Source organism: Kribbella sp. NBC_00382 (assembly GCF_036067295.1).
Taxonomy (GTDB): Bacteria; Actinomycetota; Actinomycetes; order Propionibacteriales; family Kribbellaceae; genus Kribbella.
This window is the reverse complement of the sequence record NZ_CP107954.1, coordinates 534057-547067: the sequence shown is the minus strand read 5'-3', so window position 1 is coordinate 547067 and position 13011 is coordinate 534057. Positions and strand designations below refer to the sequence as shown.

The following is a 13011-nucleotide window of genomic DNA, read 5'->3' as shown; positions in this document are numbered from 1 at the left end:
GATGGCTCGCCCTTACAGCCCTGGCCCGAAAGAGTTCGTCTTCGGTGTCGGAGACGGCAACGATCAGCGGGTCGTCGTACCCGACGCTCAGGAAGCCTATGTGGCGTTCTCCGCGTTCTTCAGGGAGCGCGATGGTGACACCTGCACGATCGACGACGAACCGGCGGGTGAGCGGTTGGTGCTGATGCGTGGTCAAGGGGTGATCGCCCGGAGCTCGGGGGCGAACCTCGAGTACCTCAAGATCGACAGGCCCAATCGCTACACGCCGAGCGCGATGCTGTTCTTCGAGAACGGGTACGCGGGTCTCGACCACTTCGGCCAGTGGCTCTCGAACCTGGCGGACCTCGACGCGTCGCCGGAGGCTCGCGGGGCCGCCCGCGCCGCCACGATCACGACCGAAACCGCGGCCCTCGAAGAGATCGGCCGGATCTGGGCGGATTCGGGCATCGTCGACCCGAGCGATCAGTGGTGCGTCTTCTTCGACTCGCACGGTGCCGACGACGACCGAGCCGAACGAGCCGCGCTGCTCGTCCTGATCGAGTTCCTCGGGCTCGAACGAGGCGACCCCCCGGCCGAGGCTGCCGACGGCGAAGTCTGGGTGCGCACGGATTCACGCCTCGACGCCGAACTCGAACGGTGGTCATGACAGAGGTCGTGTTCGCCCGCTCTGGGTGGATCCCGAAAGTGGTCCGGGACGACGGCGTACTGCGGATCGAACTCGGTGCCGGGGCCGATGCCAACCACGACCCTCGCACCTTCACGTTCCCGATCGACGACACCCACCTTGCGGTGATCCGGGACGATCTGGCGCGGCATCTGCTGCTGTGGAGCGCGATCCTGCCGCTGTGCGACGCCGCCGGTACCCGGGGCCCGCTGGACGAGGATGCTGCCGTCGCGCTGCTGGATCCGATCCTCTTCGCCGCGCCTGCTGACATCGAGGCACTGTTCCAACGCACCAGGTGGAGCAGGGGCCAGCTGATCGCTCACGGTGCCGACATCGACCTGCTCGATCGCGGCCAGATCTGGGCCGCGATGGGTTCGGCGACGGAGACGGCTGACTGGGCTCGGGTTCAGGAGTACGACGCGAGCCGTCGACGCGCTGAGCGCGGTGTGAGGCTGGCTCCGCTCGACGCGGCGATCTTGAAGTACACGGGGCAGTACCTGCACGGCGCGACGATCCCTGGGCGCCGTCCCGAGGCGGTCGATCCGGCGCTGCTGCCCGACGTACTGCGAGTGATCGCCACCGCGGAGCGAGCGTGCGTCGGGATGCGGATCGGTCGCGATCCGCGCCGGGGAGGGCGTGCCACGGACAAACGTGCGTGGGACCGGATGGCGGCGACGGTCGACGCGGCGGTGCGCAGTACACACCCCGAGCTCGTCGACGACGCGGTGGCCACCGTGAAGTTTCTGATCTGCTCGGAGGCCGCGGGGCGTGCCAGGGGCACGCTGTTCGAGGATGAGGGCGTTGCCGGGAGTACGAAGCTGATCTTCACCGACGACAAGGACGGCGAGGAGATCTGGCTCCCGGGCAGTCCCCGTCCGGCCAGCACGGAGTTCTGGGAGTTCGTCGGCGGTCGATCTGCCGCGGACAACGAGGTCTTCACCATCGAGAACGAGGAGCAGGGCGAAGGACTCCAGCTCCACTTCTACGCGAACTCGCTCGCCCGGATCACGACCGTGGCCGGCGGCGGGTCGGCCCCGGAGCACCGGGTCGAGTACGGCCTGGTCGACGGGCTGGACGAATACCGGATCCTGGTCCGCGCCTTCGTCAGCGGCGGCTGCGCCGCGCTCGACCAGCATGGCCCGTGGATGTCGGATGTCGCCGATTTCGAGCAGGCCCGCCGAGAGCGTGACGCCGACAAGCGCTGACCGTGACTGGGCGAGTCCGCGTTCAACGTCTGAGACGTGAAGACCTGGCCGGCACGATCTCGCAACGTACGCCTGGCTACTGCGGATGGCAGCAGGAGCGTTGGCTCGACCGCCGGTATCGACGGCCCGCATTAACATCGGCCCTGCCTGGTACAGGGCGGAGGGCCGATCGCAGGTGGCATGGAGGTTTCCGGATGATCGAGACCGTTGGGGTCTGCCAGGAGCAGTCTGGGCAGACGCTGAGGTTGAACACCGAGTCGGCGGATGGGCGGTCGCGGCTGGAGGTGACCTTCTTGGGGGTGGTCGACCTGCAGGTGTCCTGGCCACACTTCGTACCCGCACAGCTGGACGTCATCGACATCAGGGACGTTGATGCTCACCAGTTGGAGCACACCAGCTACCGCGTCGCAGAAGGCGAGGGGTTCTTCGCCTTCTGGTGTCGCGACTTCTTCGCTGTCGTCACCCGGGATGATTGACCGGTGTCGATCCGGTTCGGGTTTGAGTTTCGGGGGTTGGCGGAGGTTGGGGTTTGGGGTGGGGAGGCGCCTCGGTTGCATTGGTTCGGGCTGACCGATGGCTGGTACTGGATCGAAGTCGGTGAGTTGCGGCTGCTCCAGTACGCCGATGGGTCCGGCATCGACTACTACGTCGTTCGGCTGTGGGAGGACCTGCTCCAGCTGCTTCCCGCGCTGCTTGAGGATGTACCCGAGGATCTGGTCGGCTTCGTCAGCGGCGATTCCCTTGGCTGGAATGACGTGGAGTCGGAAGCGGCGGACGCTGCGATGAACTGGTACTCGGACCACTGGCTGTACCTGGGATACCTGCGCGACAGTCCGGCGATCTGTTTCAGCCGCCGCGACGGCCAAGTGACGATCGACTGGGAGATGCCGGAGCCGAACAAGTTTGCCGTACCGAGGACAGGCACCGTGGCGGTCGATGCCGGGCAGTTCGTTGCCGCGATCGAGGAGTTCGACCGGGAGTTGCTGGCGGCGATGGCAGCCCGCATCGCAGAGGTAGAAGCTTCTCCGTTGGTCGGTGTCGAGATTGACCTCGAGCAGCTTCGCCGTGAGCACGAGGATCGGTCAGGTTGGTTGCAGAGAGCTCGCAGCTGGCAACGCGCTACTGATTGGAACGCCATCCGAGCAGGTGCTGCTCTACTGTCGAAGTACTGAAGCTAGGTCTTGCTGTGTCAGGTCGGGATGTCGACGGTCAGACCGGCTGCCTGGGCGGCGTCGGCTAGGCGTTTGTCGTAGGTGACGAATGAGGTGAGCTGGGAACGGATGCGGAGAGCCGTTGCCAGGTGGATGGCGTCCAGGCTCCGTACCATCGCTGGTTTGACCGTCTGGGCGAGGATGCGAATGCTGGCGTCCAGTTCCACCAAGTCGATGAGGTCGAGGACCAGGTGGAGTCGGGTGACGGCTTCTGGGGCGTGGCGGGCGAGCGCGCGCGATGACTCGATCTCCGCCAGAACCGAGCTCGTCCAGCCGGTGTCCGCCCGTTCGTCGAGCCAGTCGCGCAGCGCCTGGGTTTCCGTCTCGGCGTGGACGAGTTTCACGATGGCGGCCGAGTCGAGATAGATCATCGGCCGTCGTCCTCGCGGTCGCGGGCGATCTCGGCGGCGATGTCGATGCCGTCCGGTTCGCCGAGCGGCATCCGCAGGACAGCGCGACGCATCGCTGCGGCCCGCTCCTTGCGCAGCGCGGCTTCAAGCCTCGACCTCGAACCTTGCGATTAATCGGTGGGATTTCTGGGGTGGATCTACCTAGGGTCCGGCGTATGGCTGATGCGCTTTTTGCGGTACCTCGGTTGGCTGAGCTCTATGACGCGTTGGAGCCGGGCCGGGGTGATCTCGAGGCTTATGCGGGAATGGTGGAGGAGTTTGGGGCGCGGCGGGTGCTGGATGTGGGGTGTGGGACTGGCGTCTTTGCGTTGATGCTTGCCAAGCGGGGGATCGAGGTCGTGGGGGTGGATCCGGCGTTGGCTTCGTTGGAGGTGGCTCGGGGGAAGGCGGGGGCTGAGCGGGTTCGGTGGGTGCATGGGGATGCTGGGGCGCTGCCGCCGTTGCAGGTTGAGTTGGCGGCGATGACGGGGAATGTGGCGCAGGTGTTTGTGGGGGATGAGGAGTGGGTGGCGACGCTGGAAGGTGTTCGGAAAGCGTTGGCGCCGGGTGGGCGGTTTGTCTTTGAGGCAAGGGATCCGGGGCGGGAGGCTTGGTTGAGGTGGAATCGGGAGGAGACCTACAAGCGGGTTGAGTTGCCTGGGGTTGGGGTGGTGGAGAACTGGACCGAGTTGCTGGCGGTCGAGTTGCCGTTGGTGACGTTCAGGGGGACCTACGTTTTTGCGAGCGACGGGACCACGTTGACGTCGGAGTCGACGTTGCGGTTTCGGTCCCGGGAGGAGATCGAGGAGTCGCTGGCGCGGGCCGGGTTCGCGGTTGACGAAGTACGGGATGCGCCGGATCGGCCGGGGCTCGAGTGGGTCTTCATCGCCAGGTAGGTGGAGCGGCCAGGGTGCCGGGCAGGGGATGGGGATCACCGGCACCCTGACCTGTCAGGGGGACCACGCGGGGGTGGTGGGCGGCGCGGCGGAGCGTTGGGCCGGTGGGGATCGCTGCGCTGAGTGGGGCGATCGGGGTGTACCGGTGGTCCGGGGGCCGTATCAATAAATGTACGTGGGGGGCCAAACGGCGGGCGCGGGGCTCAAGCGCTTGAGATGCAGGGGTTTGTGCCCGCGCGGTGGCTGGGCGTGAGGGTGGGGCCTTGGTGACTGCGGGCGGTATCGCGGGGGCTACGGAGCGGCGATGGGTTGCGCGCGGTCTGTGGCGAGCTTCACGGCGAAGACGGCTAGCGCAGTACCGGTCAGGTAGCGGTGGATGCGGGACCAGAGGGGTTTGCGGCTGAAGAAGGCTGCCACCGAGCCGGCGGTGATGACGAAGATCGCGTTCACCGCGACGCCGACCGCCAGTTGGGTCAGGCCGAGGAGAAGGCTCTGGGTGCCGACGTGGCCGCGGGACGGGTCGACGAACTGGGGGAGCAGCGAGATGTAGAGGATCGCGATCTTCGGGTTAAGCAGGCAGGTCAGCAGGCCCATGCCGAAGAGCTTGCGCGGGCGATCCGGAGTCAGTTCGGAAGGCGTGAAGGCTGAGCTGCCGCCGGGGCGGAGGGCGTTCCAGGCGAGCCAGAGCAGGTACGCGGCGCCGGCCAGCTTCAGGGTCAGATAGATCTCCGGTACGAGCGCGAAGAGCGTCGCCAGCCCGGCGGATGCGGCGAGCAGGTACGCGAGGAAGCCGACCCCGACGCCGGCGAGTGAGGTGAGCCCGGCGCGGCGGCCTTGGACGACGGAACGCGAGACGAGGTAGATCATGTTCGGGCCGGGGATGACGACCAGGCCGAGCTCGACCAGCGCGATCCCGACGAGTGCTTCCGTGCTGACCATGAACCGTCCCCTTCGCCGTTGCGTCGTCGCGACGCTAACAGCCGGCCGGAGGCGGGTCGGAGGCATTTTCGGGGGCTGAGATGGGGGCCGCTGATAATCGGTGGCGTGCGGGTAGGCACAATTGGTTAGCTAGAGGTTGATTGCCTGACGGTTTGAAGGAGACGGTATGAGCGACACGCCCAGCGAGCCGGCCAAGGACGATCTGCAGAAGAAGTTCCGCGAGGCACTCGCCAAGAAGAACCAGCAGCACGACTCGCACCCCGGCAGTGGGCCGCGGCACGAGGGTGTTGGCGAGGCGCACAACGACAAGCAGAAGCGCCAGTTCCGGCGCAAGTCCGGCAGCTGAATTCCGCCGCCCATCCATCCACCTCGAGCCCCGGGTTGCCGCCCGGGGCTCTAGCTTTTCCCGGTACTTCCGCCGCAGCCGGTACCTCCGCCGCGCGGCCGTTGCTTTCCAGTACCTCCGCCGCAGCTTTCCCGGTACCGCCGCAAGCTCGGATATCGTCGGGCGGGTGACCGTGCCGCTGCATTTCGCCGTCAAGACCCGGCTCGTCGAGCTGCTCGAACGGCTCGGTGAGGGCGCCGCGTTGCCGCCGGAGCGGACGCTGGCGAAGGAGTTCGGCGTCTCCCGGTGGACGATGCGGCAGGCGATCCGGGAGCTGATCGCGGACGGCCGGCTACGTGCGCGCCAGGGGCAGGGGACGTTCGTGGCGACCCCGAAGCTGATCCAGCCGCTGGCGCTGGTGAGTTACACGGAGGCGTTGCGGGCGCAGGGGCAGGAGCCCGGGCGCGACCTGGTCGCCTTCGAGCAGATCGAGGCGGACGAGTCGCTGGCCGAGCAGCTCGGGATCGCGGTCGGCGATCCGGTCCACTTGCTGGAGCGAGTGCTGCTCGCCGATGGTCAGCCGATCGGGCTGGAGACGACGTACATGTCAGTGGCGCGTTTCCCGACCTTGCGCGACGTCCTCAAGCCGGAGGGCTCGCTGTATCGCTGCCTGACCGACGAGCTCGGCGTCCGCTTCGGCGAAGGCGAGGAGCTGGTCGAGACGGTCATCGCCACCCCGCGCGAGGCTGATCTCCTGAAGGCGACCCAGTCCCTCCCGATGCTGCTCCTCCACCGCACCAGCCGCGACACCGCCGGCCGCCCGATCGAGGCGGTCCGCTCCCTCTACCGGGGCGACCGCGTCGGCTTCCGCGCCACCCTCCGCCCCTAGCCGGTACTACGAACGCCGCGCTCAGCCTCGCCCACCTCGCGACGTTTCAGGGGTTAACCCCTGAAACGGCGGGTTGCCCCCCGAGAATCTCATGGGGCCACCCACCATCTGCGGGGTTAACCCCTGAAACGTCGCGGGGTGGGCGGGTGGGTGGTCGTGAGGCTGGGGCTGGTTGGTTGGGGCTGTTGGGTGGGGCTGTTGGGTGGGGCACCGGTTGTTTGGCCGGGGTTCATCTGGTGGTTGAGGGGAGTCGGGCTGGGCGTAATTGGTCCGGACCAATCTTGTCGGCATGCGGATTGTGGTGGTGGGTGGCGGCGTACTCGGGACGTTTCACGCCTGGGAGGGGGTGAGGCGCGGGTACGACGTGGTGCAGATCGAGCGGGAGCGCGAGGGGCGCGGCGCGAGTGTGCGGAACTTCGGGCTGGTCTGGGTCAGCGGGCGGGCCGGCGGGGCCGAGCTCGAGACCGCGTTGCGGGCCCGGGAGTTGTGGGACGGCGTTCCGGGGATCGGCTTCCGGCCGGCTGGGTCGCTGACGGTTTGCCGGACCGAGGACGAGTTGGCGGTGGCGAAGGAGGCCGCCAGCAAGTCCGAGGCGGCCGCCCGCGGATTCCAGCTGCTCGACGCCGAGCAGACCCGGCTCCGCAACCCCGCACTCAAGGGCGACCTGCTCGGTGCGCTCTGGTGTGAGCGCGACGCGATCGTCGAGCCGCGCAAGGTGCTCCCCGAGCTCCGGGCCGAACTGGAGAAGTCCGGTCGGTACCAGTTCGTCCCCGGGCGTGAGGTCCGCGACGTCAGTACCGGCGAGGTGCGGGACGACCACGGCGAGATCCACGCGGCCGACGAGATCTTCCTCTGCACCGGCGCCTGGCATGGCGGGCTGATCCGCGAGCTGGCCGGCGACTTGCCGGTACGCCGGGTCCGGCTGCAGATGATGCAGACGGCTCCGCTCGACGAGCAGCTGACCACGGCGGTCGCCGACGCGGACAGCTTCCGGTACTACCCGGCGTACGAGGGGACGGCGCTCGACACGCTCAATCAGACGCCTCAGGCAACTGTTGCCGCCGACAACGCCATGCAGCTGCTGATGGTCCAGCGCGCCGACGGCGGGCTGACGCTCGGCGACACGCACGAATACGCCGAGCCGTTCGGGTTCGACGTACGGAGCGATCCCTACGACTACCTGAAGGCGACGGTCGAGAGCCTGCTCGGGCGTGAGTTGCCGACCGTCGTACGCCGGTGGGCCGGCGTCTACTCGCAGTCCACCGAAGGCGAGATCGCCGTACGCCGAACCGTCGCCGATCGCGTCACGCTCGTCACCGGCCCCGGCGGCCGCGGTATGACGATGTCCCCCGCGATCGCCGAAACCAGCTACCTGGAGGCAGGACTGTGATCCAGCTCGTAGTGCTCGACATGGCCGGTACCACGGTCGCCGACGACGGTCTGGTGGAGAAGGCCTTCACGCAGGCGATCGGTGCCCAAGGCATCGAGCAGGGCAGTCCGGAGTACAACGAGATGCTGGCCCACGTCCGGGCGACGATGGGGGAGTCGAAGATCACCGTCTTCCGTCATCTCCTCGACAATGACGAAGCGGCTGCCCAGCAGGCGAACAAGGCCTTCGAGACCGCCTACGGAACGCTCGTCGACGAAGGGCACAGCGCACCGATCGACGGCGCCGAGGACGCGATCCGTGAGATCAAGAGCCGCGGTATCAAGGTCTGCCTGACCACCGGGTTCTCCGAGACGACGCAGCAGCGGATCCTCGCCGCGCTCGGCTGGAAGAACCTGGCCGACCTCACCCTCTGTCCGGCGCAGGCGGGTCGCGGCCGGCCGTACCCGGACATGGTCCTCAAAGCATTGCTCGAACTGAAAGCTGATGCCGTGGCCAACGTGGCCGTGGCCGGTGATACGGCGTACGACATGACCACGGGGGTCCGGGCCGGCGCCGGGATCGTCGCCGGGGTCCTTACCGGTGCCCACGGCAACGATCAACTCGTTGCCGCCGGCGCCACGCACGTACTCGAGTCGGTCCGGGACCTGCCCGGCCTGCTAGCCAAAACGGAGTTGTGATGTTCCGCTCGCGTGCCCTCACCGGTCTGCTCGCCGGTACCCTGCTCACCTCACTCGTCGCCTGCGGTGGTACCGGCGCGGCGTCCACCGCCTCCGGTGGCGGCGACAGCAAGGTCGTCACCGTCTACAGCGCCGACGGTCTGGCCGACTGGTACAAGACCCGGTTCGAAGCCTTCACGAAGCAGACCGGTACCAAGGTCCAGCTGGTCGAGGCCGGTTCGGGCGAGGTCGTCTCCCGGCTGCAGAAGGAGAAGTCGAACCCGCAGGCCGATGTCGTCATCACGCTGCCGCCGTTCATCCAGAAGGCGTCGGCCGACAAGCTGCTGCAGGACTACCAGGTCCCGGGCAGCGACCAGGTCAAGGGACCGAAGGCCGCCGACTACGTGACCGTGATCGACAACTACCTGAGCTTCATCGGCAACCCGTCGAAGGGCGCGCTGCCTCGCACGTTCGACGATCTGTTGGATTCGCGCTTCAAGGGCAAGATCCAGTACTCGACGCCCGGCCAGGCCGGCGACGGTACTGCGGTCCTGTTGCTGCTGCAGCACCTGCTCGGTAAGCAGGGTGCGCTCGACTACCTGAAGAGGCTCGAGGCGAACAACGTCGGTCCGTCGGCGTCGACCGGCAAGCTGCAGCCGAAGGTGAGCAAGGGCGAGATCTACGTGGCCAACGGCGACGTCCAGATGAACCTGACCTCGATCGCCAACGACAAGTCGGCCTTCCAGGTGTTCTTCCCGGCGACCGCTGACGGCAAGCGCAGTACCGTCGCACTGCCGTACGTCATGGGTCTCGGCGCGGGTGCGCCGAACAAGGATGGTGGCGAGAAGCTGATGACGTACCTGCTCTCGCCCGAGGCGCAGCAGACGGTCTCCGGTGACGCCTTCGGGATCCCGGCCCGATCGGACGTGAAGCCGACGGACGCGAACTTCGCTTCGGTGCAGAAGGCAACGACCGGTGTCGAGATCTGGCAGCCGGACTGGAACGCGGTGCTCGCGTCGCTCGACGCGGATGTTGCCGCGTACAACAAGGCAGTTCAGGGATGACCGTTCGGCTCGAGGACGTGACCGTGCAGTTCGGTCACACAGTCGCGCTGGAAGGGCTCGATCTCACGGTCGCAGCCGGTGAGACGGTGGCGTTGCTCGGGCCTTCGGGATCGGGCAAGTCGACTGCGTTGAAGGCTGTCGCGGGGTTTGTCCGGCCGAGTCGGGGGCGGATCTGGCTGGCCGGGCAGGACGTCACCGACGTACCGCCTGCTCGACGGGGGATCGGGGTGGTGGTTCAGCAGTACGCGCTGTTCCCGCATCTTCGGGTTGCCGACAACGTCGCCTTCGGGTTGAAGGCGGCTCGCAAGCCCAAGGCTGAGGTGTCGCGGCGGGTGGCCGAGATGCTTGAGATGGTTGGGATGGCGAAGTTCGCTCGACGGTACCCGCGAGAGCTGTCCGGTGGGCAGCAGCAGCGGGTTGCCATCGCGCGGGCGCTCGCTATCCAGCCGCCGGTCTTGTTACTGGACGAGCCGCTCGCTGCACTCGATGCTCAGTTGCGGGCGGACATGCTGGGTGAGTTGCAGAAGCTTCGGCGCGAAGTACCTGATGTCGCGATCGTCTATGTCACGCACGACCAGTCGGAGGCGCTCGCGCTCGCCGACCGGATCGCAGTCATGCGCGATGCTCGACTTGTCGACATCGCACCTGCCGCCGACCTGTACGCCGCTCCGCCGTCGGCCTTCACCGCATCGTTTCTGGGTGGAGCCAACCTGCTGCCGGTCGAGCGGGCCGGCGATGGCGTCACGTTGGCCGGACGCAAGGTTGAAGGGTTGACGCAGGGGAGTGAAGCGCCGCAGTTGCTGTGCATCCGCCCGCATGCGATCAAGCTCGGTACGGAGGGGTGGCCGGCGCAGTTGGTGGCGGCTCAGTGGCGGGGGGCTTCTAGTCGGTTGACTTGCACGATCGATGGGTTGCCGGGGGTGCCGGTGCAGGTTGATGTGCCGGCTGATGGGCGGTTGCCTGAGGTTGGGGCGAAGGTGTCGATCGAGTTGCCGGTTGAGGCGTGCACGTTGGTTGCGGCGGAGGGGCGCTGATGGCGGTCGAGGCGCTGGGGACACCTCTTGCCTTGGGCAATCAAGCGTCCAGCAAGCGGGTGAGTCGGACGGTGTGGTTGTTGCCGCCGTTGTTGGTACTGGCGGGGCTGGTTGTCTATCCGCTGGTGCTGGTGGCGCAGGAGTCGTTCACCGGTGGGTTCGCGACCTGGCGGGAGGTGATCGGCTCGGTGGAGTTTCGTGATGCGCTCGTCCGTACCGTGCAGATCGCGGTCTGCTCGACGGTCGGGTGCATGGTCGTCGGGACGTTCCTTGCGGTGGTGATCAGCTTCGTGCCGTTTCCGGGGGCGCGGGTGATCTCCGGGTTGGTTGACGCGATGCTGGCCTTGCCGTCGTTCCTGGTGGCGTTGTCGTTCACGTTCATCTACGGATCCGCGGGCGTGCTGGGGGCGCTGGTTGGTGACAGCGTATTCCTGACGACGCCGTGGGCGGTGATCCTTGCCGAGATCACCTTTTACACTCCGTTCGTGATGCGGCCGTTGCTCGGGGCAATGGCTCAGATCCCGCGCGTCCAGCTCGACGTCGCGGCGAGTCTCGGCGGTGGTCCTTGGCGCGTACTTCGCCAGGTCGTGCTGCCCGAGGTCAAGCCGGCCCTCGCCGCCGGCGGTGGGCTGACCTTGCTGCTGACGCTCAACGAGTTCGGCATCGTGCTGTTCCTCGGTGCGCGCGACACGACGACGTTGCCGATGCTCGTGCACACCAAGGGCATCGTGATGTTCGACTACCCGGGCGCCTGCGTGATCGCCGTCGTCCAGGTGCTGCTGTCGATCGGCCTGTACGTCGCCATGCGCGCTGTCCTGAACCGGCAAGGAGGCCGCCGTGCTGCTCTGGACTAAGCCCGGCAAGATCGTCACCTGGATCGCGTTCGCCCTGGTCTTCGGCGTACTCGTCCTCGCGCCGTTCGTCGTGGTCGCGGCGGCTGCCTTCGCGGGCAGCTGGAACGGCGTCCTCCCGTCCAGCCCGACCGGCTCCCACCTGTCCGAAGCATTGTCCGGTGACGAGTTGGCCTCACTCACAGTCAGTCTGCAGACCGCGTTCCTCGGCGGGCTGCTCGCGGTCGTCCTCGGAACGTGGGCCGCGCTCGCCGCGCGGAGTGCGCCGAAACCGCTGGCCCGGTTGGCGGACGCGTTGCATCACCTGCCGATCGCAGTACCGTCCGTGGTCGTCGGCCTCAGCCTGCTCGTTGCCTTCTCGCGCCAACCGGTACTGCTCAACGGCACCAAGTGGATCGTGGTGATCGCCCACCTCGTCCTGATGGTTGCCTTCAGCTACGGAACAGTTGCCGCGGCACTGCAACGAACCGACGACGCGTACGCCGATGTCGCCGCGTCACTCGGTGCGTCGAGTGCCCGGGTGCTCTGGCAGATCCGGTTGCCGATGTTGCGTCCGGCAATCGTCTCCGCCGCGAGCCTGTCGATCGCGCTCTCGATGGGCGAGGTCGGCGCGACGATCATGGTCTACCCGGCGTCCTGGCGCACCTTGCCGGTCAGTGTGTTCGCGTTGACCGATCGCGGCCAGACCTTCACGGCGGCGGCCGAGTCGTTGGTGCTGCTCGCGGTGACGGTGGTACTGGTTGTCACACTGGATCGTCTACGTGGTCGCTCGGTGGAGCGCTGACCAGGTCGGCCAGCCTGGTCAGCTGGAGCTCCCAGCCTTCCAGGTGACCGGCGGCGTCCTCGGGGCTGCTCAACGCGGTGTGGTTGAGCAGCATCCGGGTGCCGCCTTCGACCTCGGTCAGCTCGACCCGGACCTGCGAGGGCTCACCCTCGTGGTCCCATTGCCAGGTGAACCCGAGCAGCTTCGGCGGATCGACCTCGGTGTAGTGGCCGCGTACGACGTACGGGCCCATCGTCACGACGTACTCGCCGCCGACCCGCACATCCGCCTCGACCTTCAGATCCAGCGCCGGGTTGGGGCAGTACCACTGGGTCAACAGACCGGGCTGGGTCCAGGCGTCGTACACGCGATCGATCGTTGCCTTGAGCAAGCGCTCGATCCGGACATCAGTGCTCATCGTCACTCTCCAGGAGTTCTTCCAGCCGATCGATGCTGCTGTTCCAGTACGCGGTGAGATCCCCGAGCCAAGCCTGTACTTCGGTGAGCGCGGCTGGTTGCAACCTGCAGACGACGGAGCGACCCACCTTGCGGCGGATGACCAGGCCGGCGTCGACCAGGACGCCGACGTGCTTGGTCATCGCGGGTGGAGTGATGGCGTGCGGGGTGGTGAGCTCGCTCATCGTCGCCTCGCCCTGGCTGAGCCGCTGCACGATCGCCAACCGGGTCGGGTCGGCGAGCGCGGCGAAGGTGGTGGCCAGGGGCATGAACGATACT

General features: G+C 67.2%; 17 protein-coding genes. 13 read left to right on the top strand and 4 right to left on the bottom strand.

Going from position 1 to position 13011, the window contains the following annotated elements:
• Position 1: 1 nt before the first annotated feature.
• The 4 genes from OHA70_RS02670 (at position 2) to OHA70_RS02655 (ending at position 3041) form a co-directional block, all read left to right on the top strand.
• The gene (locus tag OHA70_RS02670) at positions 2 to 646 is read left to right on the top strand and encodes a hypothetical protein (protein ID WP_328328107.1); all 645 of its coding nucleotides are present in this window, start codon (positions 2 to 4) and stop codon (positions 644 to 646) included.
• The gene (locus OHA70_RS02665) at positions 643 to 1869 is read left to right on the top strand and encodes a DUF6357 family protein (protein WP_328328105.1); all 1227 of its coding nucleotides are present in this window, start codon (positions 643 to 645) and stop codon (positions 1867 to 1869) included. Before OHA70_RS02670 ends, OHA70_RS02665 begins: the two co-directional genes overlap by 4 nt.
• A gap of 194 nt (positions 1870 to 2063) precedes the next feature.
• Positions 2064 to 2345, top strand: coding sequence for a hypothetical protein (locus OHA70_RS02660; RefSeq protein WP_328328103.1), 282 nt, complete (start codon positions 2064 to 2066; stop codon positions 2343 to 2345).
• Between the two features lie 3 nt (positions 2346 to 2348).
• Entirely contained in the window at positions 2349 to 3041 is a 693-nt protein-coding gene (locus tag OHA70_RS02655; protein WP_328328101.1) for a DUF5984 family protein, read from the top strand.
• Positions 3042 to 3058: 17 nt separating this feature from the next.
• Here OHA70_RS02655 and OHA70_RS02650 read toward each other — a convergent pair whose 3' ends face one another.
• Positions 3059 to 3451: a type II toxin-antitoxin system VapC family toxin gene (locus tag OHA70_RS02650; protein WP_328328099.1), complete on the bottom strand. Its 393-nt coding sequence runs from the start codon at positions 3449 to 3451 to the stop codon at positions 3059 to 3061.
• 194 nt (positions 3452 to 3645) lie between these two features.
• Between OHA70_RS02650 and OHA70_RS02645 the strand changes: the two genes are divergently transcribed.
• Positions 3646 to 4365: a class I SAM-dependent methyltransferase gene (locus OHA70_RS02645; protein WP_328328097.1), complete on the top strand. Its 720-nt coding sequence runs from the start codon at positions 3646 to 3648 to the stop codon at positions 4363 to 4365.
• A gap of 291 nt (positions 4366 to 4656) precedes the next feature.
• On the opposite strand, the gene OHA70_RS02640 is transcribed toward OHA70_RS02645, so the two are convergent.
• Entirely contained in the window at positions 4657 to 5304 is a 648-nt protein-coding gene (locus tag OHA70_RS02640) for a LysE family translocator (RefSeq protein WP_328328095.1), read from the bottom strand.
• A 166-nt stretch (positions 5305 to 5470) separates the two neighbouring features.
• On the opposite strand from OHA70_RS02640, the gene OHA70_RS02635 reads away from it, so the two are divergent.
• From OHA70_RS02635 to OHA70_RS02600, 8 genes are all read left to right on the top strand, one after another.
• Positions 5471 to 5650, top strand: coding sequence for a DUF5302 domain-containing protein (locus OHA70_RS02635; RefSeq protein ID WP_328328093.1), 180 nt, complete (start codon positions 5471 to 5473; stop codon positions 5648 to 5650).
• 166 nt (positions 5651 to 5816) lie between these two features.
• On the top strand, positions 5817 to 6518 hold the full coding sequence (locus OHA70_RS02630) for a GntR family transcriptional regulator (RefSeq protein ID WP_328328091.1): 702 nt from the start codon (positions 5817 to 5819) through the stop codon (positions 6516 to 6518).
• Positions 6519 to 6807: 289 nt separating this feature from the next.
• Complete coding sequence (locus OHA70_RS02625) at positions 6808 to 7908, top strand: TIGR03364 family FAD-dependent oxidoreductase (protein WP_328328089.1); 1101 nt, start codon at positions 6808 to 6810, stop codon at positions 7906 to 7908.
• On the top strand, positions 7905 to 8585 hold the full coding sequence (locus OHA70_RS02620) for a phosphonatase-like hydrolase (RefSeq protein WP_328328087.1): 681 nt from the start codon (positions 7905 to 7907) through the stop codon (positions 8583 to 8585). Before OHA70_RS02625 ends, OHA70_RS02620 begins: the two co-directional genes overlap by 4 nt.
• On the top strand, positions 8585 to 9628 hold the full coding sequence (locus OHA70_RS02615) for a 2-aminoethylphosphonate ABC transporter substrate-binding protein (RefSeq protein WP_328328085.1): 1044 nt from the start codon (positions 8585 to 8587) through the stop codon (positions 9626 to 9628). Before OHA70_RS02620 ends, OHA70_RS02615 begins: the two co-directional genes overlap by 1 nt.
• On the top strand, positions 9625 to 10662 hold the full coding sequence (locus OHA70_RS02610) for an ABC transporter ATP-binding protein (RefSeq protein WP_328328083.1): 1038 nt from the start codon (positions 9625 to 9627) through the stop codon (positions 10660 to 10662). The genes OHA70_RS02615 and OHA70_RS02610 overlap by 4 nt, the downstream gene beginning before the upstream one ends.
• The gene (locus tag OHA70_RS02605; RefSeq protein ID WP_328328081.1) at positions 10662 to 11516 is read left to right on the top strand and encodes a 2-aminoethylphosphonate ABC transporter permease subunit; all 855 of its coding nucleotides are present in this window, start codon (positions 10662 to 10664) and stop codon (positions 11514 to 11516) included. The genes OHA70_RS02610 and OHA70_RS02605 overlap by 1 nt, the downstream gene beginning before the upstream one ends.
• Entirely contained in the window at positions 11500 to 12297 is a 798-nt protein-coding gene (locus OHA70_RS02600) for an ABC transporter permease (RefSeq protein WP_328328079.1), read from the top strand. Before OHA70_RS02605 ends, OHA70_RS02600 begins: the two co-directional genes overlap by 17 nt.
• Here OHA70_RS02600 and OHA70_RS02595 read toward each other — a convergent pair.
• Positions 12257 to 12694 (bottom strand): SRPBCC family protein, encoded by a 438-nt coding sequence (locus OHA70_RS02595; RefSeq protein ID WP_328328078.1) that lies wholly within the window; start codon positions 12692 to 12694, stop codon positions 12257 to 12259. The two genes, OHA70_RS02600 and OHA70_RS02595, sit on opposite strands and share 41 nt — an antisense overlap.
• Complete coding sequence (locus OHA70_RS02590; RefSeq protein WP_328328076.1) at positions 12684 to 13001, bottom strand: ArsR/SmtB family transcription factor; 318 nt, start codon at positions 12999 to 13001, stop codon at positions 12684 to 12686. The genes OHA70_RS02595 and OHA70_RS02590 overlap by 11 nt, the downstream gene beginning before the upstream one ends.
• Positions 13002 to 13011: the final 10 nt, after the last annotated feature.